Annotated in this window: 20 protein-coding genes and 1 tRNA gene; 14 read left to right on the forward strand and 7 right to left on the reverse strand. The window is 46.0% G+C overall.

Annotation, left to right across the window (positions count from 1 at the left end; all coding sequences use genetic code 11):
• The first annotated feature begins 37 nt into the window (after nucleotides 1-37).
• Nucleotides 38-1,261: an O-antigen ligase family protein gene (locus BM082_RS07685; protein ID WP_074926367.1), complete on the forward strand. Its 1,224-nt coding sequence runs from the start codon at nucleotides 38-40 to the stop codon at nucleotides 1,259-1,261.
• Between the two features lie 91 nt (nucleotides 1,262-1,352).
• Here the strand turns inward: BM082_RS07685 and folD are convergent, their stop codons facing one another.
• From folD to BM082_RS07705, 4 genes are all read right to left on the reverse strand, one after another.
• Nucleotides 1,353-2,207 (reverse strand): bifunctional methylenetetrahydrofolate dehydrogenase/methenyltetrahydrofolate cyclohydrolase FolD, encoded by an 855-nt coding sequence (folD, locus tag BM082_RS07690; protein ID WP_074926369.1) that lies wholly within the window; start codon nucleotides 2,205-2,207, stop codon nucleotides 1,353-1,355.
• Nucleotides 2,208-2,344: 137 nt separating this feature from the next.
• The gene (locus BM082_RS07695; RefSeq protein WP_074926371.1) at nucleotides 2,345-3,082 is read right to left on the reverse strand and encodes a S1 family peptidase; all 738 of its coding nucleotides are present in this window, start codon (nucleotides 3,080-3,082) and stop codon (nucleotides 2,345-2,347) included.
• 514 nt (nucleotides 3,083-3,596) lie between these two features.
• Nucleotides 3,597-4,784: an MFS transporter gene (locus BM082_RS07700; RefSeq protein ID WP_074926373.1), complete on the reverse strand. Its 1,188-nt coding sequence runs from the start codon at nucleotides 4,782-4,784 to the stop codon at nucleotides 3,597-3,599.
• 225 nt (nucleotides 4,785-5,009) lie between these two features.
• On the reverse strand, nucleotides 5,010-5,507 hold the full coding sequence (locus BM082_RS07705) for an MgtC/SapB family protein (RefSeq protein ID WP_074926375.1): 498 nt from the start codon (nucleotides 5,505-5,507) through the stop codon (nucleotides 5,010-5,012).
• Nucleotides 5,508-5,801: 294 nt separating this feature from the next.
• Between BM082_RS07705 and BM082_RS07710 the strand changes: the two genes are divergently transcribed.
• Nucleotides 5,802-5,878: transfer RNA gene (locus BM082_RS07710), tRNA-Arg, on the forward strand.
• A gap of 93 nt (nucleotides 5,879-5,971) precedes the next feature.
• On the opposite strand, the gene BM082_RS07715 is transcribed toward BM082_RS07710, so the two are convergent.
• Nucleotides 5,972-6,175 carry a hypothetical protein gene (locus BM082_RS07715; RefSeq protein ID WP_017017782.1) on the reverse strand — a complete coding sequence of 68 codons (204 nt, stop codon included), beginning with the start codon at nucleotides 6,173-6,175 and terminating at the stop codon, nucleotides 5,972-5,974.
• Between the two features lie 724 nt (nucleotides 6,176-6,899).
• Between BM082_RS07715 and tig the strand changes: the two genes are divergently transcribed.
• From tig to BM082_RS07760, 9 genes are all read left to right on the forward strand, one after another.
• Entirely contained in the window at nucleotides 6,900-8,201 is a 1,302-nt protein-coding gene (gene tig, locus BM082_RS07720; RefSeq protein WP_017008460.1) for a trigger factor, read from the forward strand.
• A 107-nt stretch (nucleotides 8,202-8,308) separates the two neighbouring features.
• Nucleotides 8,309-8,932 (forward strand): ATP-dependent Clp endopeptidase proteolytic subunit ClpP, encoded by a 624-nt coding sequence (gene clpP, locus BM082_RS07725; protein ID WP_017008461.1) that lies wholly within the window; start codon nucleotides 8,309-8,311, stop codon nucleotides 8,930-8,932.
• 138 nt (nucleotides 8,933-9,070) lie between these two features.
• Nucleotides 9,071-10,351: an ATP-dependent protease ATP-binding subunit ClpX gene (clpX, locus tag BM082_RS07730; RefSeq protein ID WP_017008462.1), complete on the forward strand. Its 1,281-nt coding sequence runs from the start codon at nucleotides 9,071-9,073 to the stop codon at nucleotides 10,349-10,351.
• A gap of 159 nt (nucleotides 10,352-10,510) precedes the next feature.
• A complete protein-coding gene (lon, locus tag BM082_RS07735; RefSeq protein WP_017008463.1) occupies nucleotides 10,511-12,883 on the forward strand; it encodes an endopeptidase La in 2,373 nt (790 codons plus the stop codon).
• 197 nt (nucleotides 12,884-13,080) lie between these two features.
• Entirely contained in the window at nucleotides 13,081-13,353 is a 273-nt protein-coding gene (gene hupB / locus BM082_RS07740) for a nucleoid-associated protein HU-beta (RefSeq protein ID WP_026024439.1), read from the forward strand.
• A gap of 235 nt (nucleotides 13,354-13,588) precedes the next feature.
• Entirely contained in the window at nucleotides 13,589-15,481 is a 1,893-nt protein-coding gene (ppiD, locus tag BM082_RS07745) for a peptidylprolyl isomerase (RefSeq protein WP_074926377.1), read from the forward strand.
• A 188-nt stretch (nucleotides 15,482-15,669) separates the two neighbouring features.
• Nucleotides 15,670-15,969, forward strand: a complete 300-nt coding sequence (locus BM082_RS07750; RefSeq protein ID WP_017017780.1) for a ComEA family DNA-binding protein — start codon at nucleotides 15,670-15,672, stop codon at nucleotides 15,967-15,969.
• A gap of 313 nt (nucleotides 15,970-16,282) precedes the next feature.
• Nucleotides 16,283-16,882, forward strand: a complete 600-nt coding sequence (gene yfbR / locus BM082_RS07755) for a 5'-deoxynucleotidase (RefSeq protein WP_017014148.1) — start codon at nucleotides 16,283-16,285, stop codon at nucleotides 16,880-16,882.
• Nucleotides 16,872-18,242 (forward strand): anti-phage deoxyguanosine triphosphatase, encoded by a 1,371-nt coding sequence (locus BM082_RS07760; protein ID WP_074926379.1) that lies wholly within the window; start codon nucleotides 16,872-16,874, stop codon nucleotides 18,240-18,242. The genes yfbR and BM082_RS07760 overlap by 11 nt, the downstream gene beginning before the upstream one ends.
• Before the next feature lie 49 nt (nucleotides 18,243-18,291).
• Here BM082_RS07760 and BM082_RS07765 read toward each other — a convergent pair whose 3' ends face one another.
• Nucleotides 18,292-18,960 carry a tRNA-uridine aminocarboxypropyltransferase gene (locus tag BM082_RS07765; protein WP_074926381.1) on the reverse strand — a complete coding sequence of 223 codons (669 nt, stop codon included), beginning with the start codon at nucleotides 18,958-18,960 and terminating at the stop codon, nucleotides 18,292-18,294.
• Nucleotides 18,961-19,010: 50 nt separating this feature from the next.
• On the opposite strand from BM082_RS07765, the gene rrtA reads away from it, so the two are divergent.
• Entirely contained in the window at nucleotides 19,011-19,553 is a 543-nt protein-coding gene (gene rrtA, locus BM082_RS07770) for a rhombosortase (protein ID WP_074926385.1), read from the forward strand.
• 36 nt (nucleotides 19,554-19,589) lie between these two features.
• On the opposite strand, the gene BM082_RS07775 is transcribed toward rrtA, so the two are convergent.
• A complete protein-coding gene (locus BM082_RS07775; RefSeq protein WP_017008471.1) occupies nucleotides 19,590-20,804 on the reverse strand; it encodes a pyridoxal phosphate-dependent aminotransferase in 1,215 nt (404 codons plus the stop codon).
• Between the two features lie 398 nt (nucleotides 20,805-21,202).
• On the opposite strand from BM082_RS07775, the gene BM082_RS07780 reads away from it, so the two are divergent.
• Entirely contained in the window at nucleotides 21,203-22,567 is a 1,365-nt protein-coding gene (locus BM082_RS07780; RefSeq protein WP_074926388.1) for an isochorismate synthase, read from the forward strand.
• Nucleotides 22,564-24,297, forward strand: coding sequence for a 2-succinyl-5-enolpyruvyl-6-hydroxy-3-cyclohexene-1-carboxylic-acid synthase (menD, locus tag BM082_RS07785; RefSeq protein WP_074926393.1), 1,734 nt, complete (start codon nucleotides 22,564-22,566; stop codon nucleotides 24,295-24,297). The genes BM082_RS07780 and menD overlap by 4 nt, the downstream gene beginning before the upstream one ends.
• Nucleotides 24,298-24,303: the final 6 nt, after the last annotated feature.

Genomic DNA, 24,303 nt, shown 5'->3' on the forward strand with positions numbered 1-24,303 from the left:
GGCTGCCTTATAAATACTCGAAGTTTATAGTGAAAAAATGCAAAATGTAAATCCAACTAAGCTTGTTCGCGCGAGCGGAAGAACAGTAATAGAAGCCTTATTCTTGCTGAGTCCGTTGGCAGTTTTACTGCTCTTAATTTTTAACATGACAGATACAAAGTGGATTCTTTCTAGGTTGATTCCCATAGTTTGTGTTTATTGTGTCATTTTTCATCGAGACTCGTTTAAAAAGAATTGGCAAAGCCCAGAGTTGCAAATTTCGTTAGTTGCTGGAGGGGTAGCTTTTATTTACTTTACTCTTGGGCACGTGTTCAGGGGAGATAATTTTGGTTTTGCTCGAACACTAATTGTTTGTTTAGGGTATATCGCTTTGGTACCTTGGCACAGAATCACTGCGCCAGTGGTTAAGTGTCTCATCCTAATTGGCGCACTAACAAGCGGTATCAATGCTGTTTATGAGTATGTTGTGTTGCATCAGGGGAGAGTAGGAGTTGCTACAAACCCGATTCCCCATGCACTTTACTGTTCAATCATGGCGTTGGTATCGATTTGTCTTTTGGTGTCTAGCAAAAATAAACTCTTTAGAGCGGTTTGTGTGCTCGCAATAGCGTTGTCTACAATCGCATTGTTTCTCACTGAAGTTCGTGGCGTGATGTTGTTCTTTCCAATTGTTGTGATATTTCTTGTAGAGAGATTGGCTTTTAGCAGGGGATGGAGTCGCAAACTGGCACTGGTAATTACACTCTGCTGCATTACTGTTGGCTATTTTACCTTTAAAGAAAAAATTGACACACGTATTACTCACACGATCTCAGAGTTAAAAATGTCGAAAAGTGAAATCGCGATAAACTCAGTTGGAATTCGATTAGAGCTTTGGTCTAGCGGAATAAATACGGGTTTAGATAATATCGTTTTGGGTGTGGGAGATAATATGTTACATGAGAACATAAAAGCGCTTCCAAACTCTGGTGCAGCGATTCAACCTCATTTACACAACCAGTTTATTGATACCTTTGCGCGATATGGAATATTAGGATTAATGATTCTTTTGTTTTGGGTATTTGCACCATTGGCATATATGTGCGGAAAAGGACGAAAAATTTCGTTTTCCGACAATCCCGCGGTAGCGAGCATCGTGTCTATGATTTTTTTGGCTGGACTAACTGATGTTCCTTTCCATCATACTCATATTGTGTACTTATTTACTATATTATCCTGTGTGTTGTTAGTGTTAAAGTTGCCGCCAGGTGACGTGCAATGAACTATTTCTTTAAAGTGAATAGATTGATTCAAAAGTAAAGGAGCAAGTGAATTTTTATTTGCTCCTTTGAATAGGCTTATTATTTTAGCACCTACGAACCAAACTGCTCACACGCCAACAGCGTGTTCTCAATCAGCGTCGCAACGGTCATAGGCCCAACGCCACCAGGTACTGGCGTAATATGTGTCGCTTTTTCTTTTGCCACGTCATATTCCACGTCACCGACCAACTTGCCGCTATCTAGTCTATTGATACCAACATCAATCACAACCGCACCCGGTTTGATCCAATCTCCAGGGATGAAGTTTGGTTTACCTACCGCAACAACCAATAAATCAGCCTGACGAACGTGATGCTCGAGATCTTTTGTAAAACGATGACACGTTGTCGTTGTGCAGCCTGCTAAAAGCAGTTCCATCGTCATCGGGCGGCCAACAATGTTCGAAGCACCTACTACCACTGCATGCATACCACGCACGGGAATGTTGTAGCGATCAAGCAGTGTAATGATGCCTTTTGGGGTGCAAGAGCGGAGCTTTGGCATACGCTGGCAAAGACGGCCAACATTGTATGGATGAAAACCGTCTACATCTTTTTCTGGATTGATGCGTTCGAGAACATTGGTGGAGTCCATCTGAGCTGGCAGTGGCAACTGCACGAGGATGCCGTCAATTTCTGGGTCATTGTTTAATTCGTCAATGAGTGCCAGTAGGTCTGACTCACTCGTGCTCGAAGGCAGATCGTAGGATTTAGAGATAAAACCAACTTCTTCACATACACGGCGCTTACTGCCTACATAGACTTGTGATGCAGGGTCGTCTCCGACAAGAACGACCGCTAGACCTGGTGCTCGTAGCCCCGCAGATTTGCGTGCGTCGACGCGAGCTGCAACTTCTAATCGAACCGTTTGAGAAATAAGCTTTCCATCAATAATTTGAGCGGCCATTGTGTTCCTTTGGCAAAACGAGAGCAGGAAAATTTGGCGTATTTTGACAAAAAAAATGTGATATGGCTATAGCGCAAACGTTTGCTATTTGTTTGCACTCTGAAATAGTCGGCTCAGATCATTGTTGGTGAGTCTTATCAAGGGTGAGGGTTAAACGTGGGCGTTGTGTTGGTGAAAAAGTCATCAGTTAGAGAGGGAACATCAGCAATGAGCGTATCCATATCAAGGCCGTAGTAACTTTCAATTGAATCGGCTATCCAGTCTTTAATATGAAGGGTAGAAACGAATACGCTAGTTCGCTCATTCCCTAATTCTCGTCCATCTAGTAGTTTGAAACTAGAGCCTGACATGCCAGAAATGATGCCGACTAACTCACCTTTCTCGTTGAACGTTCCGCCACCACTCATGCCTGATTGAATGGGCGCATCCATAATGCTCGCAGGGCAATTGGCGAAGAGGCTACTATCGACAAAATTCACATCTAAATAATATTTCCCTTCACCAACGATGGCTTTTCCCGAAAAGCCAATTCCGTAAGTCTTCACGTTATCATTTGCTGAGACCCTACCTAGCGGTGCGAGTCGTTTGTTTCGATTATCTTCTTTTATTATGGCGACATCACAGCTTGGGTGATAAGCAACTACGGTGCTGTAATCAAGTTTAGCGACGTGTTTGGCTGTCAGGCTTAGGTCTTCTGTTAGAGGAACACTTGAACCGTGTCCACCCAGTACAAAAGGAATCCCTATAGGGAGGTAATTGATGCTCGGCGCGTTCGTTTCGTTCGCGTATTCAGTCGGGCCATTAATTAAAATACAACCTGTGAGTAAATGCATAGAAATGGCGATGACAAAAATCGAGCGCAGTGTTCGTAACATAAATTCCTCCCTCAACGCTGACGCAAGAACAAAAATCGCGTCAACATTTCTAGCGTAGGGAGTGAAAGTTATAACGTACAAATTCCTATAAATAATTCACTCAATAAATTATTAGGCCTCTGATTTTTATTGGTTATTTTTGACCCTTCATACCTTGTGGTTGTTGAGAAAGTCGGATGGAAGATGTTTTTTCAAGTTTGTATATTTTTCGATGCAGAATTAAGTGACAAAAAATCAATAGAGGGGTTTTTTAGAACAAGGGATGTTTGAATATGAACTTAATGGAATTGCGTGCGATTAGATAATTAATTAACAAAAATAATATACATTCAAAATAAAACAGTCACATAAGAAGTAAGTAAGTGTAGGTATACGCGCTGGATGAGGGGTAACGTCAATTATATTGCGGATTAAGTACGGTAATTGGTTACGTTCTAGATGAGTTGTATTTATAGTCAGACAGAAAGAGTGTTACTTCCTGTCTAACCATTTAGTGGCTATGTAGCCTACGTATTTAGATATCTACAGTTGCCGTGTCTTCGACACCGCCTGCGCCGCTGCGACGATTGCGTTTCGTCGAAATCAGCATGAAGATCAGCGTTGCTGCGAAGCAGATAGCGAAGTAAATCATCAACCCTTCTTTTGTACCCATCACTTCTCCAGCGACCACAGGGCCAATAACTGAACCAACACTGTAGCTCAGCAGCATTAACTCGGCAGCTGCCACAATTTGAGAGTCAGAAACCTTTTTACACGCCAATGTGATTGCGACAGGGTAAAGCGCAAAAGCAGAAGCACCCAGCAAAAATAGGCCTGTCATTAGTCCCCCTGTTACTGTCGCGATTTCGATCATCGCGATAGATAACAGACCTGTGAAACAAAACACAGCCATTAAGAGTGCTTTTTCAACACGCGCATTGAGCCAACTGACTAATGGTTGAACAGTCATGCCACCTAAAATGACGATGGCCATCAGTGAGCCAACTTGCTCTTGGCTGTATTTACTTTCCAGTTCCAACGGTAACAAACCATAGATAGAACCTAAAACTAACCCAGATACGATGCAGCCAATATACGCCGCAGATGGCAAGTTTTTCATCTCACCTAGCTTAATACTTGAGTGTGCCATTGCTTTAGGTTGGCCTTTGCGTACAACCAGTGGTGGCAAAATCGCTGCAAACATCAGTACCGCAACAACCATCATAGGTAACACACCTGAAGTACCAAAAAGGCCGATGCCTAGCTGTCCAAGTGCAGAGCCGCCATAAAGTGATGCCATGTAAAGGCCAAGGCGCTTTGCACGTGCTTTCTCTGTGTCTGCCATAAGTAACCAGGACTCAATGACAACAAAAACACCCGCAACAGCAACACCTGCAACAAAGCGAGCACTGAGCCAAAGTGATGGTTGAGAGAACACTGCCATTGCACTAACGGTCGCAACAATCACCAAAAGAAAGAGCACAAGCGCGCGTCGATGACCCAGAAGACCGACGATTTTTGCACTGATCAAAGCACCGCCCAACAAGCCCGCATAAAAAACGCTGGCAAGCCAAGAGGCTAGATCTAATGACATCCCTTTTTCGACAAGCGCCAAAGGGATGAGACTCATCAGGAAACCGGATGCAATGGCAAATAGGCTTAGGCTAATAACAGGCACAAGCGGGCTGTTGCCTTCAGCCCTGATTTCTGGGTTCTGTTGCAATGCTTTTCTCAAATAGTAAAGGTGTGAATGAAAAAACCTGTCCGGAAGGGACAGGTTTTAGAAATTGTTTGAGGCTCTCTGCACCAGAGTGGTGGAGGGGGAACCTGCAGTAACTTGCTTACTTTCGTCGCGATTATTATTTCGCCAGCTCGAAACGTAAAGTGAGATTATTTACTCGTGACGATAAGAGATATTGATTGAAATGGCTATGCAGCTAAGATGCTTTTAATCTTTGATTTCGGAATGTTTTTCCGTCTTTTTACGTTTCTCTTTCCAATGTTTATGCACGCCTTTTCGAAGTGCAGAAAATGTTGTTTCAACTTTATCTATCCCTACGAGAACGAAGAGCACGAAACCACAGAGAAGCAGTGCTTGGCGACCATAATCAAATGCGATAATCATTCCCAATCCGGCCATTAACCAGACGACAGCTGCCGAGGTGACACCTTGGATTTGACCATCTCTTGCCATCATCACGCCCGCTCCTAAAAAGCCAACGCCTGTGACGATTTGACCCAATACCCTTGCGTGGTCAAGTGAGTTATCAGAAAGTGAAATGGCGAGACGCATAAACACATACGTACCCAACACAATGAGAATGGCTGTGCGTATTCCAACGGGCTTTCCCCTCAGTTGACGCTCAATACCCAAAAGCCAACCACAGGTGGCACACAACAAAACGCCTTCCCAGCTGAAAGGTGTGATGTCCCAAAACACTGTCATGTTAAATGTTCCTGATTGTAAAAATAGAGGGGAGTTTATGGCGTATTCAAAAATCGCGGTATAAACAGGGCGAACTATCGACTTGAAGAAAGAAAAGCTCAAGTGTTGTTGTGATGAAAAGTTTTTATAGAACCTGTGACGAATTCTTATCACCCTTGTTTTTAGGTTTTTTTTACGATCTATTGGCCATGTGACGCTTTATTCGCCGTTTGGTCATGAAGTCTAAGGAAAACCGTTGACGAGACGCTTTGTCTCCTTATAATCCCGCTTGCACTCGCACTTTGTGTGTTTGATGCGCCCTTAGCTCAGCCGGATAGAGCAACGACCTTCTAAGTCGTGGGTCACAGGTTCGAATCCTGTAGGGCGCGCCATCAAATTCAAAAAAAAGGCCAGAGATTTAAATCTCTGGCCTTTTTGCGTGTTGACCCACCCTAAATTATCCCGGTGTAGTTACCCAACAAAAATTATGTCGCTCCTGACTGAAACAGTTGAATGATCGCATCCATTTCGTCAGTTGTTAGCAAGGGGCTGTCTTCAATAGAAGTACGCGACACTTTTCTCATCCTCCCATTGTTAGAAAGGATTTCTTTCAACATGACTTGTTCGTCTTGACTTAATTGTATGACGAATTGTTTTAATGATTGGTAGCTATGATGATTTTCGTTCATCGGTGAATCCTATCTCTGTGCTAACCATCATGACCGAAAGAGTATGCATGATTATTGCTTGGTTCAGTTGCACGTAATATTCCCGACTACTCAATAGGATACGTCATTTTATTCGCTATGGTTTGGCGAGAAAGTAACCTGTTCTACCACTTTATATCGGGATCTGAATCACGTTAATGTCTAATAATATAATCATTAATGTCTGACTATATTTTTAATGAGGGTTGAGGACGTGAACGTATTCCGCTAGACGCTGTCTTCAGAACCTCATTCTGTGACATGTTTTGATTATTGATTATTGATTATTGATTATTGATTATTGATTAAGGCCTGCTTTGACTGCGAACGTTTACCGCGAGGGTTGTACGAGCTCTGTCAGCAATGTCATACGATAAATCGTTAACATTCGGAGAGGGAAAATCTGAAAATCGCATCACTTTTTCTTCTCTCCCCCTTGAAAGTTCATTTCTAGTCCCAATCTCACAGAAACATCATGAATCATAGAGCCCGTCTCGACTCATAAGGTTGGTGTCGCTATAATGGCGCGTCTTAAAATCCAGCCTCTATGTAATAGGGCAAACAGATACTTCGCGTTTGAACGCTATGTATCCCGTTTCACAGGCGTTATGGCGAAAAAGTCGCTGTAACACGAAAGGATGCTACCGGAAAAAATACCGGGCAACATCACTCAGTTACCTGAGTAAGTTTTGAGGTTATATATACAATGCAAGTTACCGTTGAAACCACAGAAGGCCTAGAGCGCCACCTGACTATCACTGTTCCAGCAGCAAACATCGAAGACGCTGTGACTGCAGAACTACGCAACATTGCTAAAAATCGTCGTTTCGATGGTTTCCGTAAAGGTAAAGTGCCTTTGAAGATGGTTTCGCGTATGTACGGCAAAGCAGTACGTAACGACGTGATGGGTGAAGTGATGCAGCGTCATTTCATCGAAGCAATCATCAAAGAAAAAGTAAACCCAGCGGGTGCACCAACATTTACACCAGTCGATGTTGAAGAAGGTAAAGACCTAGTATTCAAAGCATCTTTTGAAGTTTATCCAGAAATCGCACTGAAAGATCTAGACAAAGTTGAAGTGGTTAAGCCACAAGCTGATGTTAAAGATGAAGACGTTGCTGAAATGATCGAAACGCTTCGCAAGCAGCAAGCTTCTTGGTCTGACGTTGAAGCAGCAGCTGTTGCTGATAGCCGTGTGACGATCGATTTCACCGGTTCTATCGACGGTGAAGAATTCGAAGGCGGTAAAGCAGAAGGCTTCGCGCTAGCGATGGGTCAAAACCGTATGATCCCTGGTTTCGAAGACGGCATCGTGGGTAAAAAAGCAGGTGACGAATTCACTATCGAAGTGAGCTTCCCTGAAGACTACCACGCAGAAAACCTAAAGGGTAAAGCGGCGAAATTCGATATCAAACTAAGCAAAGTTGAAGCACAAGCGCTTCCAGAACTGACTGATGAGTTCGTTGCACGTTTCGGTGTTGAAGAAGGCGGTGTTGACGGTCTTAAAGCTGAAGTGCGTAAGAACATGGAACGCGAACTGAAGCAAGCTGTTAAAAACCGCATCAAAGAGCAAGTCATTGACGGTCTTGTTGAGCAAAACGATATCGATGTACCTGCTGCACTTATCGATCAAGAAGTTGAAGTACTGCGTAAGCAAGCGGTTCAGCGTTTCGGTGGCAACATGGAAAACGCACCAGAGCTTCCACGTGAATTGTTCGAAGAACAAGCGAAACGTCGCGTAGTTGTTGGCCTTCTTCTTGGTGAAGTCATCAAGTCTGAAGAGCTAAAAGCTGACGAAGAGCGCGTTAAAGCACTGATCGCAGAAATGGCTTCAGCATACGAAGATCCATCAGAAGTTGTTGCTTACTACGAGCAAGACCAACGCTTGATGGAAAACATGCGTAACGTTGCACTTGAAGAACAAGCTATCGACGCATTGCTAGCTAAAGCACAAGTTTCTGAAAAAGAGCAAGCTTTCTCTGAGCTAATGAACCCAGCTCAAGCTTAAGTGCTAGAATTGTTGAGTGGACAATTGACTTAGAATTCACTCTTCTGATAACAATGGTCCGTATGAAGTTAATTCATCCGGGCCATTTATTTTAGGGAAATAACACTATGAGCTTTCAAGAAAAAAACGGAATGCCTTCAATCATGGATGCGCTGGTACCGATGGTGGTCGAACAAACCTCTCGTGGTGAACGTTCTTATGACATCTATTCCCGCCTGCTGAAAGAGCGTGTGATTTTTTTGACCGGTCAAGTTGAAGATCACATGGCGAATTTGGTGGTTGCACAGCTGCTGTTTCTCGAATCAGAAAATCCAGAAAAAGATATCTTCCTGTACATTAATTCACCAGGCGGTTCAGTGACTGCGGGCATGTCAATTTATGACACCATGCAATACATCAAGCCAGATGTAAGCACTGTGTGTATGGGACAAGCTTGCTCGATGGGTGCGTTCCTGTTGGCGGGTGGTGCAAAAGGTAAGCGTTACTGCCTACCAAACTCTCGTGTAATGATTCACCAACCACTTGGCGGTTTCCAAGGCCAAGCATCAGACATCCAAATCCATGCGCAAGAAATTCTGACCATCAAGCAAAAACTCAACACGCTGCTGGCTGAACACACTGGGCAACCATTAGAAGTGATTGAGCGCGATACTGATCGTGATAACTTCATGGCCGCGCAAGATGCAACGGATTATGGTCTGGTTGACGCAGTTCTAAATAAACGCGATTAATTTTTAATTCTGAGACAGTTAGAGTCGGTTGATATTGACTGTCTTGGAATCGAGTCTTTAACACTTCGGAAATTTCCGACGAGTTGATGTAGACTCAGATCATGGCAAACATGGGCAAATGCCTAAAGAGGTTAGCGAATGACAGACAAGCGAAAAGACGGTGGCAGCGGAAAGTTGCTGTACTGCTCTTTCTGCGGCAAAAGCCAGCATGAAGTACGCAAGTTAATTGCTGGGCCTTCTGTTTATATCTGCGATGAGTGTGTTGACCTATGTAACGACATCATTCGTGAAGAAATAAAAGAGGTCATGCCGAAGCGCGACAGCAACGAACTTCCAACTCCAATGGAAATTCGAGCGCACCTTGATGACTACGTAATTGGTCAAGACAAAGCCAAAAAAGTGCTTTCAGTAGCGGTATATAACCACTACAAGCGTCTGAGAAATGGCGACACCAATGCGGAAGGCGTTGAGCTTGGTAAAAGTAATATTCTGCTTATCGGTCCAACTGGTAGCGGTAAGACTCTGCTTGCAGAAACGCTGGCGCGTTTTCTTGATGTACCATTCACTATGGCTGATGCAACCACGTTAACCGAAGCGGGTTATGTGGGTGAAGATGTCGAGAATATCATCCAGAAATTGCTTCAGAAGTGTGATTATGATGTATCGAAGGCCGAGCGCGGTATCGTGTACATCGATGAGATTGATAAAATTTCACGTAAATCGGACAACCCATCTATCACCCGTGATGTTTCGGGCGAAGGTGTTCAACAGGCATTGTTGAAATTGGTCGAAGGTACGATTGCTTCTGTTCCGCCACAAGGCGGTCGCAAACACCCACAACAAGAGTTTTTGCAGGTAGACACTTCTAAAATTCTCTTCATCTGTGGTGGTGCGTTTGCTGGCCTAGATAAAGTGGTTGATCAGCGTGTAGCGAAAGGGAGCGGCATTGGTTTCGGCGCAGAAGTGCGTTCAAAAGACCAAGAAGCAACTTTGAGCGACCTGTTCAGTAAAGTGGAACCTGAAGATCTTGTTAAATACGGGCTGATTCCTGAATTTATTGGTCGTCTTCCAGTGAGCGCCATTTTGGGCGAACTTGACGAAGATGCACTTGTTCAAATTCTTCGCGAGCCGAAGAACGCCTTGACCAAGCAGTATGCTGCTTTGTTGGAACTTGACGGTGTTGAGCTTGAATTCAGAGACGATGCGTTAACGGCTATTGCACACAAAGCAATGGACCGTAAAACCGGTGCTCGTGGTTTACGTTCAATCGTTGAGGCTGTGTTGCTGGATACGATGTACGATTTACCATCGAACAAAGATGTCACGAAAGTGGTTATCGACGAATCGGTGATAAAAGGTGAATCAGAACCACTACTGATTTATGAAGCAACAGAAAATCAGGCAGCGGGTGCGGAATAACACCTTCCTACCATAAGGTTAAATTGCGTATTTAACCAACAAATTATAAGAAAAAAGGGGGCAATCGCTCCCTTTTTTGTTTTCTGCTGCACATGCCGTTGAATACTGACATTCTATCCCCATATACTCTTTAATATCTAAAACGGAAGAGAGAACAATATGAACTTGGAGCGTTCCGAGCGCATTGAAATTCCGGTCCTGCCTTTGCGTGACGTGGTTGTTTATCCCCATATGGTTATTCCGCTGTTTGTTGGAAGGGATAAATCGATCCGTTGCCTTGAAGCAGCGATGGACAACGATAAGCAGATTCTATTGGTTGCTCAGAAAGATGCAGCAACGGATGATCCTGCTATCGAAGACCTCTATGAAGTGGGTACTGTTGCCTCGATATTGCAGTTGCTGAAACTGCCTGACGGCACGGTAAAGGTACTTGTTGAGGGACTTCAACGCGCAGAAATCAAAAAATTCCGTGAAGATGACTTCTTCATTGCTGATGCTCAGTATATGCAAACGCCAGAAATGGATGAACGTGAGCAAGAAGTATTGGTTCGCACGGCAATCAGTCAGTTTGAAGGTTTTATCAAACTGAACAAAAAAATCCCGCCAGAAGTTCTGACTTCGCTAAATGGTATTGATGAAGCTGCACGTCTTGCAGACACTATTGCTGCGCACATGCCGCTTAAATTGCATGATAAACAGCAAGTATTAGAAATCATTGATATCGCTGACCGCCTCGAATTCCTGATGACCATGATGGAGTCGGAAATTGATTTGCTACAGGTTGAGAAACGCATTCGCAGCCGTGTTAAGAAGCAGATGGAAAAGAGTCAGCGCGAGTATTACTTGAACGAGCAAATGAAAGCCATCCAGAAAGAACTGGGTGAGCTGGATGATGCGCCTGATGAATTTGAAAGCCTGAAGCTGAAGATCGAAGAATCTAAAATGCCTCAGGAAGCCAAAGAGAAAACTGAGCAAGAACTTCAAAAGCTAAAAATGATGTCACCGATGTCAGCAGAAGCCACTGTGGTTCGTAGCTATATCGATTGGATGGTCAGCGTGCCATGGTCGAAGCGCTCGAAAGTGAAAAAAGATTTGGCAAAAGCTGAGGAAATCCTCAACTCGGACCATTACGGCCTTGAGCGCGTAAAAGAGCGTATTTTGGAATACCTCGCAGTACAAAACCGCGTGAACAAGCTTAAAGGTCCGATCCTTTGCCTTGTGGGTCCTCCTGGTGTGGGTAAAACATCATTGGGCCAGTCTATTGCAAAAGCGACAGGCCGTAAGTACACCCGTATGGCGCTGGGCGGCGTGCGTGACGAAGCGGAAATTCGCGGTCACCGTCGAACCTACATTGGTTCGCTACCGGGCAAACTTGTTCAGAAAATGGCAAAAGTTGGCGTGAAAAACCCGCTATTCCTACTCGATGAAATCGACAAGATGTCATCTGATATGCGTGGTGATCCGTCATCAGCCTTGCTGGAAGTGCTTGATCCTGAGCAGAATAATGCGTTCAACGACCATTATCTTGAAGTGGATTACGACCTGTCCGATGTGATGTTCGTGGCGACGTCAAACTCCATGAACATTCCAGGTCCTTTGCTAGACCGCATGGAAGTGATTCGTCTTTCGGGTTACACCGAAGATGAAAAACTCAACATTGCAAAGCAACACTTGGTGGATAAGCAGGTTAAGCGTAATGGCTTGAAGCCAAGCGAAGTGACTATCGAAGATTCCGCAATCATCGGCATCATTCGTTATTACACGCGTGAAGCCGGTGTGCGTAGTCTTGAACGTGAAATTTCGAAATTATGCCGTAAGGCGGTAAAAGAAATTCTGCTGAACAAAGATCTGAAGTCTATTGCTATCAATCAAGGCAACCTCAAAGATTTTCTTGGTGTTCAACGATTTGATTTTGGTAAAGCGGATGAAAGCAACCGTATCGGTCAAGTGACTGGTCTGGCTTGGACGTCTGTGGGCGGCGACCTGCTGACCATTGAAACCGAATCTATGCCGGGCAAAGGCAAGCTGACTCAAACTGGTTCGCTTGGTGATGTGATGCAAGAGTCGATTCAAGCGGCCATGACGGTAGTGCGTACTCGCGCAGAAAAACTGGGTATCAATAACGACTTCTATGAGAAGCGCGATATTCACGTTCACGTTCCAGAGGGCGCGACACCAAAAGATGGCCCAAGTGCGGGTATAGCCATGTGTACAGCGCTGGTTTCTAGCTTGACAGGCAACCCTGTGCGAGCAGAAGTCGCGATGACGGGTGAAATTACCCTACGTGGTGAAGTATTACCTATCGGTGGCCTCAAAGAGAAGCTACTTGCAGCTCACCGTGGTGGTATCAAAACTGTGGTGATTCCGAAAGAGAACGAACGTGATCTCGAAGAGATCCCTGATAACGTGAAAGCAGACTTAGACATCCACGCAGTGCGATGGATCGATGAAGTTCTGACGTTAGCGTTACAGAACAACCCTCTCGGAATAGAGCTTGTGACGCCGAAAAAGAGTGACGTGCAGCAAAATTAAGCAACGTAAAGGGCTGACAGCCTGCAAAAGGCTTGTCAGCTTTTTTGTTGAGGGCTAACTTAATGTAAACGCTGCAAGCCCTTAATTCATAACAGCTACAGCGTTTTGATAGAAATATTTCAATAAATTTGTTGGGTAAAAACACCCATCACCGCAAAAAATGGGATTTGTGGTTCGTTTGTAAAGGGGATGAAAAAGTGAACAAGTCGCAGTTAATTGATACAATTGCAGAAAATGCTGACCTGTCTAAAGCGTCAGCGGGTCGCGCTCTAGATGCACTGATCGATGCCATTTCTGATACACTGAAAGACGGCGATCAGGTAGCTCTTGTTGGTTTCGGTACGTTCTCTGTTCGTGATCGTTCAGCACGTACTGGTCGTAACCCTCAAACTGGCGCGGAAATCAACATTCCGGCTGCTAAAGTACCTGGCTTTAAAGCGGGTAAAGCTCTGAAAGACGCGGTTAACTAATCTATTTGTACCGTCTTGCTCTATGTCGCAGCATCTATAGTTTAAAGCTGTAAAGTCCGCGACATCAGCGTATAATCAGGCTCAGTCAGAGTGTAAAGGCGCATCTCATGATGCGCTTTTTTAGTTTTATACCTCAGCCACTTTTCAGTCGCTAGCATAGACATCAAACATACAGTGTGATGTTTTTAGGTATAACCAAAACGAACGTTTAAATTTGTAGGAGTGACGGCACGTTATGATGGAGCGACTACGCGAAGGCGTGAATAGCCTCGCGGTTAAGATCATCTTAAGCCTTATTATTTTTTCCTTTGTATTTGCAGGCGTCGGTGGCTACCTATCAGGTGGTACTGTTGCTCCTGCTGCAAAAGTGGGTGATCAAGAAATTAGCCGCAACCAATTTGAGCAGGCTTACCAAAACGAGCGTGCGCAGATGCAAGCTCAAGCCGGAGACTTCTTTGCAACCCTGCTTAGTGATCCTAACTACCTTGCACAATTCCGACGCAATGTACTTGACCGCATGGTTAACCAAGCATTGCTAGACCAGCAAGCTAATGCGCTTGGGTTACGTGTTGGTGAAGGACAAATCAAGCAATCAATTCGCGAAATGCCAGCATTCCAAGGCACGCTAGGTTCGTTTGATAACGACTTGTACCTAGAGGCACTTCGTCGTAATGGCCTAACGCCGGACCAGTTTGCTGAGTATGTACGTCAGGATTTGGTGCGTGACCAACTTGTTGGCGCACTTCAAAACAGTGAATTTGCCTTAGAGGGCGAATTAGAATCACTGTATAAGCTTGAAGGCCAAACTCGTACAGTGCGTACATTGTCACTGCCTGTTGCTGATTTTGCTGCGAAAGCAGACGTCACTGCAGAGCAGAAACAAGATTTCTATCAACAAAATCCGTCTCAGTTTGTTCGTCCAGAGCAGTTCAAAATTTCATATGTTGAGCTTTCTGGCAACGGTATTGCTGATGTTGCAGAAGTGACCGAAGAAGAAGCGAAGGCTTACTACAAAGCGAACTTGGCATCTTACGGCACTGCAGAGAAACGTAAAGTTAGCCATATCATGATCCAAGGTGATGATGATGCTGCTAATGAAAAAGCAGAAGCGGTTCTTGCAGAACTCAATGCGGGTGCGGATTTTGCTGAATTGGCAAAAACACGTTCTGATGACACATTCAGTGCAGAGCAGGGCGGTCAACTTGACTGGTTTGACGCTGGTGTGATGGATCCTGCGTTCGAAGAAGCGGCATTTGCGCTTGCGAACAAAGGTGATGTGTCAGGTGTGGTTAAATCAGATTTCGGTTTCCACATCATCAAGCTAGATGATGTGAAAGCGTCTGATTCAGAACCTTTTGAAGCAGTACGTGATGAAATTGTCGCGCAGCTTAAGCAACAGCATGCCGCTGAAACGTTCTTCGCACTGTCGAATGATCTTGCTGAGAAAGCGTTTGAAATGCCCGATAACCTTGATGACGCAGCCAACGCTGTGGATCGCAAGGTTCAACACACTGAGTTTGTTTCTCTGAGCGATTTGGAAGGCACACTGGCGAATGCCAATGTTCAACAAGCCTTACAACTTGCTGAGGTGCGTGAAGATGGTCTGAACTCTGACATCATTGAAATTGCGCCGGAGCATGTTGTTGTTGTTCGTGTTGAAGATGTTCGTCCAGAAATGGTTCTACCGTTTGATGACGTTGAAACACAAGTGACTGAGTTGCTAAAACGCCAAAAAGGTGAAGAGGCCGCACAAGCACTTGCAACCACTTTGGTTGAAGAGCTGAACACGGGTAATGAAGCAGGTTTGAGCGCATCAGGTTACGCATTTAGTGACGCGGCTGATATTGGTCGTGTATCTCCAGAGCGCGATGTTGTTGAGTTAGCATTTACAATGCCGACACCAAATGCTGGTTCGAGTGAATATGCTCAAACGCGCTCAATCAGTGGTGATGTGCTTGTTGTTGCTTTGGATGGTGTAACAGAGCCTGAAACTGCCGATATCAGCCTTGAGAGCCAAATGGCTGACCGCGTAGCACGTTCGCTGGCGAACACTGAACTTGCAGCAACCATCGAACAACTTAAAGACACAACTGACGTGGTTTATTCATTAGAAACCGCTGAGCAGTAATGGTTTAAAAAACTTATGCGCCAAGTGAAAGACTTGGAGCGAATTACGACTTCTTTGTAATTGATAAGTTACTTTGACGGGGCACCTTTGGTGCCCCGTCGTTTTTTCTACTATTTAACATGCATTGATGAACACCGCTTATTACCCTGCCTTCTCTATTCACGGAAAGCTAAGTAAAGGAACCATCAATGCTTAAGAAAATACTCACAACACTGACATTTGCGGTCGCGATGTTTGCTGCGCCAGTTGCACTCGCACAAGACAATCAAAGTAATGCGGGAGCAGATGCACCGTTTGAAGTGAACATCAATACTGCTGACGCAGATGAACTTGATAAGTATTTGGACGGTGTCGGGAAAAGTAAGGCGCAAGCTATCGTTGATTTTCGTGAAGAGTTCGGACAGTTTGAGTCGTTAGATTCACTGAAGAACGTCAAGGGCATTGGCGGTGGTATCATCGAAAAAAACAAAGATCGCATAGTTCTTTAAAGGAGCTTGGTACGCCGCTACCAAACGTGGGGAGAACGATCTCCCCAATATCTCCCATAGCAATTCTACGTTTACACGCGTTTGCTTTTCAGATAATTCCTTCTCACGTAACAATGTTGATCGTAACAACAACGCGGGTAACAACAACGCAGGTAGCAAGACTGTTTGATCGCTGTCTTTTGTCTGTTTTTGTTCGTTGCTAGGCCTCCACGTCTTATTCATCCCACGGTTTTTTGTTTTAGAGACTTGAGAAAACAAGCCGACACTAACAGAATGGTGTCAGGATACTTCTTAGACCAAGGCCAAGGACGTTATGAGTCAGAAAACCAGTCACTTTTTTGCCCACCTCGCGAGAATGAAACTTATCTATCGCTGGCCTCTTATGCGCAATGTGTTCAACGAAAATATCTCCGAACATAGCCTTCAAGTTGCATTTGTTGCGCATGCTTTATCTCTGATTGAAAACAAGAAATTTGCCGGTAGTACAACGCCGGAACGTGTGGCTTTGCTGGCAATGTTCCATGATTGCAGCGAAGTGCTAACAGGTGATTTACCTACGCCGATTAAGTACTTTAATCCGGCCATTGCTGATGAATACAAGAAGATAGAGCGTATTGCCGAAGACAAATTGGTTTCGATGCTACCTGAAGAGTTCCGTGATGATTACCGCCCGTTAATAGACAGCGACAGCATTGACCAAGAGGAATACCGCATCGTGAAACAAGCGGATGCGATATGTGCCTACCTCAAGTGTTTGGAGGAGCTGTCAGCGGGTAATCACGAGTTTGAACAAGCCAAGCGACGCTTAGAAAAAACGATGAAAGATCGCAGCTCCGATGCGAGCGAGTATTTTATGTCAACGTTTGCCAGTAGCTTTACGTTGAGCCTTGATGAGATCAGTGATGAGCAATAATTTTTTCGCGGCACAGGCGCTTTCACCATTGTGGGAAGAAAGGCTCGCGAGCGAGAACAAACAGCGCCGACATGACAAACGTACGGTGTTTCAACGGGACCGCGCACGTATTCTTCACTCTGCCGCGTTTCGTCGCCTACAGGCCAAGACACAAGTGCTCGGCGCCGAACACAGTGAGTTTTATCGCACGCGTCTAACGCACTCGCTTGAGGTGTCCCAAATAGGTACGGGTATTCTCGCTCAGCTCAAAGACAAACAGCCCGAGTTTCGGCCACTGCTTCCTTCTACGAGCCTATTGGAAAGTCTCTGTCTCGCGCATGATATTGGCCATCCACCTTATGGACACGGTGGCGAGATAGCCCTTAATTACCTCATGCGGAATGATGATGGGTTTGAAGGTAACGCACAGACGTTTCGTATTGTCAGTCTGTTAGAGCCTTATACGGAATCCGACGGGATGAACTTGGCAAGAAGAACGCTGTTGGGTTTGCTTAAATATCCCGCATTGCTTAGCGAGACGCGCCGTTTCTCGCTTCCGCCAGATGTGTCTGAGTTTCGTCATTTAAGAGCCTCTGAGTGGCATCCCGCGAAAGGGTTGTATCGTGATGATCTTGACCGGTTCAATTGGGTGTTAGCAGGCATGACAGAACAAGACGTTGCGCTATTTACGCGTCTAAAGCGCCAGCCCAATGACAATCACCATGGTAAAACCGAGTTCAAATCCCTTGATTGCTCGATCATGGAGCTGGCCGATGACATTGCTTATGGCGTGCACGATCTTGAAGATGCCATTGTGATGGGCATTGTCCAGCGCGATCAATGGCAGGAGGCGGTAGCCAGCAAATTGGCTGAATGCGGAGACCCATGGTTAGAGGCGAACATTAGCCATTTGAGCGAGCAGATGTTTGGGGCGCATTATGAGCGAAAAGATGCCATCGGCGCACTGGTGAATACCTTACTTACTTCAATAGCCATTGAACCTTCTCTTCAAGATGGCGTGAACAGCTTTGATGATCCTATTTTGCAGTGGAATGCGCGTCTAACCGATGTTATGCACGGCGTGTTGGCGGTGCTTAAAGCTTTTGTGAGTGAGTACGTGGTGCAAAAGCCCGAGCTGCAGATCATTGAATACAAAGGCCAGCAACTTGTGATGGGGCTGTTCGATGCTTTTGATGCAGATCCAAGGCGATTGCTGCCCGTTCCAACACGAGAGCTTTGGTTAAAAGATGTGGCTGATGGAAAGAGTGGCCGCCGAGTGATAGCAGACTACATTTCTGCCATGACCGACGGCTATGCTCAGCGCCTACATGCCACCATGTTTACTGCGGACAGCCAAGGGCCGATGTACCAAATACGCTAAGGGGTAAATAGGTCAACGAGGTCGGTGCTGAACGAGAAGGGCTATCTTTTTATTCGTTTTCGTTTTCGTTTTCGTTTTCGTTTTTGCCGCCATAATGTCGCTCGTAGACACCGGGCGGCATTTGGCTGATTTGAAACTCTATCATGCTATTAAACGCCGCCATCAAAGGATGAAAAAGCGTTTGATCCCCTGTCATGGTTGATAGCGCATAAAATCCCGCCTCGACGGTCGATAGGCCGCTTTCTTTTGGCGATTTACGAATGCGATAGTTCCCTTGTTCGATCTCATCGAGTTTTACCGCTGGGAGGGCATGAAGGTTCTTGGAAAGCTGATACATCTTGTATGCTTTTCGCCAAGTACCATCGAGCAGAATCAACCCCGTCTTTCGCCCTTTGTCGCTTGCGGCTGTGCTTCTGTTCTTTGAAGACAAAGGTATCGCCTCATCAGAAGGATAAAGCACGGAATAATCCACATCAGAATGCTCGTCTAAAAGCGCATTAAGTGCTGCGTCATTAGAAAAATCCTCACCCACGAAAAGCTGAGAGTTTGGCAATGAGAGAGAAAGTATGCGCGCGGTACCTATGGGTTGATGCACTTCTGATGGATGTTGAAGAATGATCAAAGGGATATCGCAAGGTATTGTTGTGATCGTATGACAGATACAAGCGCGTTTGGCTTTCCCGCATTGTTCGCAATATCGGCTGGCTTTCTGGTTCATTCCCACGGTACGCTATAACTTAATGAAATTGAGATGTTTGAGGATACCCTTTGCCTGTATATCGATTGCTTGGGCTTATCGCTATCGTAGCGATTGTAGCGCAAACCCCCGCGATTCATCATTGGATGATATGGGACCGTGCGGATATTGAGGCGGGGCAATGGTGGCGAATCGTAACAGGAAACCTCACGCATACCAATGTTCCTCATCTTGTTATGAATCTCGCGGCATTTGCCGCCCTGACCGTGCTGCATAGGCGCTACTACAACGCGCGTTCGTTAGTCATGATGATATGGTGCATGATGGTGGCCATTGGCATTGTGATGTTTTGGAGTCCATTTAGCTGGTATGCCGGGCTTTCAGGAGTGTTGCATGGGTTGTTTGTGTGGGGTGTGATACGCGACATACAGAATAAAGTGCCATTGGGATGGATGCTGCTGGTGGGCGTGAGCGCGAAATTGGCCTATGAGGCGTATGCCGGTGGCGATTCAATGACCGCGCAGCTCATCGATGCTGGTGTGGCGTATCAAGCGCACTTAGCCGGTGCTGCTGTGGGTTTGTTGTTTGCCTTAACAACAAAAAAGCCTGACTGAGTCAGGCTTTTTCTTCATGGATTAGTTCTACGCGACTTACTGTCGATAGGTTGACAGGAAACGCTCGAAACGGCCAATCGCCAATTCAAGATCATCAACACGTGGCAAAGTAACAATGCGGAAGTGATCCGGTCTCGGCCAGTTGAAGCCAGAGCCGTGCACCATCAGTACTTTTTCTTGCATCAAAAAGTCGTACATCATCTTTTCATCATCGTGGATGTTGTAGCGTTTGATATCAATTTTCGGGAACAGATAGAGCGCGCCTTTTGGCTTCACACAACTCACGCCCGGAATTTGGTTCAGCAATTCATGGGCTTTATCGCGTTGCTCAAGTAAACGGCCGCCAGGAAGAATCAATTCATTGATGCTTTGGTAACCGCCCAGTGCTGTTTGAATGGCGTGTTGCATCGGCACATTTGCACACAAACGCATAGACGCCAGCATCTCTAAACCTGCGATATAGCCTTTGGCCAAGTGTTTAGGACCTGAAAGGATCATCCAGCCTGAACGGAAGCCACACACGCGGTATGATTTTGACAGACCACTGAAGGTGACACAGAAAACATCCGGCGCAAGCGGCGCAATAGAATGATGCTGTGCACCGTCATACAAAATTTTATCGTAAATTTCATCGGCGAAAATGATCAAACCGTGGTGGCGGGCAATGTCCGCAATCTCCATCAAGAAATCACGGCTATAAACCGCACCGGTAGGGTTGTTCGGGTTGATCAGTACGATGCCTTTGGTTTTTGGCGTGATCTTGGCTTTAATGTCATCCAGATCTGGGTACCAATCTGACTCTTCATCACACATGTAATGAACAGGGTTACCGCCAGACAAAGAAACGGCTGCCGTCCAAAGTGGGTAGTCAGGCGATGGAACCAAAAGCTCGTCACCGCTGTTCAGCAATGCTTGCATTGACATCACGATGAGCTCTGAAACCCCGTTACCCAAATAAACGTCTTCGACGTCTAAATCCAACATGCCGCGTTTTTGGTAATGCTGAACCACGGCTTTACGGGCTGGGTAAATCCCTTTTGAATCACAGTAACCTTGAGAAGTTGGCAGGTTACGGATCACGTCTACCAAAATTTCGTCCGGTGCATCAAAGCCAAATGGGGCAGGGTTGCCAATGTTCAGCTTGAGGATTTTATGGCCTTCTTCTTCGAGGCGCTTTGCTTGTTTCATGACCGGACCGCGAATGTCATAACAGACGTTGTCCAGTTTGGTCGACATCCCAACTTCTTGCATCTTGATTCCCAAGGGTGTTTTTTACGTATTTGCAGTAAATTACACTAACAAACTCGACTATATAAGTAGCAAACAGTAAAAAATGGCGAGAAAACAGGATTTCAGTGATTTAATCCTAACTTGCTGGGATATTCTGCTGGAACATTCGGTTTTCATCACTATCAATAAGGTTGTAGAATGCATTTCCAACAGGAAATTTTACTGAATTTGCCGCGCTTTATCGTTTTTTGATGAGAAAACACGCTAATTAGGGTGATTTGCTCATGGCGTATCGGGAAACAAAGCGCACAACGAAGAAATAAGACCATCGCAACCGGCGTAAAAGGATTTTTCGCGGCTAGCCTTACACCATGGATTCGGTCTATTAGCTTTAGGTTGTAGGTGTTAGTGAGGTTAACTTGACCGAATTGATCCAAGCGATTGGGCGACTTTGTGACGCGTTGTCTACTTTGTCTGCGCTTCCACCACGACTCAGTGTCGATCTAACATTGTCTGACCATGTCGATCCGATTGAATGGTTAGACGCTCAGCCGTTATTCCCTAAATTTTATTGGCAGTCTCGCGATGGTGCAGAAGAAACCGTTGCGCTGGGTCAGGTCAGAACGTTTTCCAATCCTTATTCCGCTGAGTTGGTATTGGAAGACGGGCAGCGAATCTGGGGTGGTCGCTCGTTTGATGGGCGCACTGAGCGCAATCAGCGCTGCTTACAGTCATTTTTTTTCCTCCCACAGATAGAGTTATCACGCGTTGGTGAGACCTGGTATTTGTCGCTCAATACGGGCGATGACATAGGGAAAGCGCGCGCTGCGTTGAACAAGCTGTCTGATTCGATGTCGACGTTGGCTCGTCCGCAGTGTGACATCCTTGACGCCGAGCACTCACCTTCGTATCCGCAGTGGTCGAGCATGCTTGAAAAAGCCTTGGCCGAAATAGACAGCACTGATCTGCAAAAAGTGGTTCTCGCAAGAAAAACGTCGTTGACGCTCGATCGCCACATTTCAGCGGCACAATTATTAAAAGCAAGCCGTGAGCAAAACAGCGCAAACTTTCATTTCTTGTTGGCGTTAGATGAAAAACATAGCTTTGTGGGTTCGACCCCTGAGCGATTGTTTAACCGACAAGGTCAGGCACTCTTAACGGAAGCCCTTGCTGGCACTATTGGGCGTGGTAAAACTGCGCAAGACGATAAAGCCTTGGCACAATGGTTGCTCAACGATCCAAAGAACATCTACGAAAACCGTCTGGTTGTTGAAGACATTGAATCCCGTTTGTTGCCCAACAGTATCGCGTTGACGGTGGAAGGTTCTCCGCACCTGGTGCAGCTTCGAAAAGTACAACATCTAAAGCGTGATATTGAGGCAGAGCTGCACAATGACGTGTCCAGTTCTGACTTGTTAGACATGTTGCAGCCCACTGCTGCAATTGCCGGTTTACCTCGCGATAACGCCGTCAAATTTATCACTGAAAATGAACCGTTTGCCCGTGGTTGGTATAGCGGTGCTGTGGGCTTTCTAGGGCGAGAACGCAGTGAATTTTGCGTGGCCATCCGAAGTGCACTCGTGATGAATGATACGCTGCACTTGTTTGCTGGCGCGGGCATTGTGCCTGGCTCAGAACCTGAGACAGAATGGAAAGAGTTAGATCGTAAAATGTCTACCTTGATGAGCCTGCTATCGCCTGTCCTTGATCCACTGCCTTTTGAGAAAAAACGTTCGATGCTGCCGATGAGTAATGCTATCGATATGGAGCAAAAAGCGGGATGAAGCAATCAACCATGAACCGCGTTTGGGCAAAACTTGTGTTGATGTCTTTGCAACGTGCTGGCGTGACTGACGTTTGCATTGCACCAGGTTCACGCTCAACCCCTTTGACGCTCGAAGCAGAAGCGCTTCGCGAAGAAGGTGCGTTACCCTTAAATCTCCACACGCATTTTGATGAGCGAGGGCTGGGTTTTCTTGCGCTAGGTCTAGCGAAAGCCTCCGAAAAACCCGTGGCTGTTATCGTGACATCAGGTACTGCGGTTGCCAACTTACTGCCAGCAGTGGCTGAAAGTCGCCTGACGCGTGAAAAGCTGATTCTGCTCACTGCCGACCGCCCGACAGAGCTGATTCAATGTGGCGCAAACCAAGCCATTAGTCAGCGCGGCATTTTTGGTGACCATGCCGATACCGTGTGTGATTTGCCTTCGCCTTCAGAGTTAACGACACCAGCATGGCTGTTGTCGACACTTGATGAGAGCTTGCATCAGCAATCCCTGGCTGGCGGCAGTCTGCACATCAACTGCCCTTATCCTGAGCCCTTGTATGGCGAACTTGAGGATACCAGTGAGTATCTTGCCCCTGTTGCAGAGTGGCTTCGTGGTCAGACGCCGTATTTGTCTTTTGTCAGTGCTTACGATGACGAACTGGTTTTGTCTGCGTCTTTCATCAATGAAAAATGGTATGCCGCGCAACAGAAAAAAGGCGTGCTTATTGTTGGGCGGGTGAACCGAAAAGACAGGGCTGCCATCCAAGCGTTGGCAGATAAACTGGCCTGGCCGATACTGTGCGACCCACAAGCGGGCATGGGGTCTGATTTCGCCGGGTTTGATGGCTGGATGCAAAACCCTGCCTGTGCAGAATTTCTGGCTCAAGCAGAGAGCGTGCTGCAGTTTGGCGCGCGATTGGTCTCGAAGCGGTTAGGGCAATTTCTCGATGGTTTTCATGGTGAGTACTGGCTGGTGGATGAGCATCCAGGGCGATTAGATCCACGTCATCGTAAAGCAACCCGCATCATTGGTAGGCCTGTATCTATTGCTTCACAGCTCAGTGACACAGCGTCAGAAATTCTACATGCCGATTGGGCAGCGGCTTTGTCTTTGGCAAGCAAAGCCTACTTGGAATGTGTGAATCAGCACGCGCTCAAAAATGAACAATTGTCAGAGCTTGCGATGGCGGCAGATTTCCCACATTGGTTGCATGAAAACAGCGATGTGTTTATCGGCAATAGCCTAGCGATTCGCTTGTTAGATATGTGCGTGCGCCTTCCCGAGCTGCATGTTTATGCAAATCGAGGCGCATCGGGTATTGATGGCCTTATTGCCACGGCGTCGGGTGTTCAACGCGCTCAACAAAAACCCATGGTGTGTTTGATGGGTGATACGTCTGCGCTGTATGACTTGAACAGTCTCGCTTTACTGGCTCACAACCCCTATCCCTTAGTGGTTATTGTGGTGAACAATGATGGGGGCGGTATTTTTGATATGTTACCTGTCCCACAACAAAGCAAAGATGCTTTTTATCGCATGCCACATGGCTTCGAATTCTCTCATGCAGCGGCCATGTTCGGCCTTCAGTATCAGTGTCCAACAACCTTGGAAGCGGCGCGTTTTGCGTGTTTGGAAGGGCAAAAACATGCAGGAACCACGCTGATAGAACTTCGTGTTCCTGCAGGGGAGTCTGGTGCTCACTTAAACGCCTTGTTCACTGATATTGCAAAGACATCGCTGTTTTAAAGAGAT

The sequence above is a fragment of the Enterovibrio norvegicus DSM 15893 genome, assembly GCF_900115495.1.
In the GTDB taxonomy this organism is placed as follows: Bacteria; Pseudomonadota; Gammaproteobacteria; order Enterobacterales; family Vibrionaceae; genus Enterovibrio; species Enterovibrio norvegicus.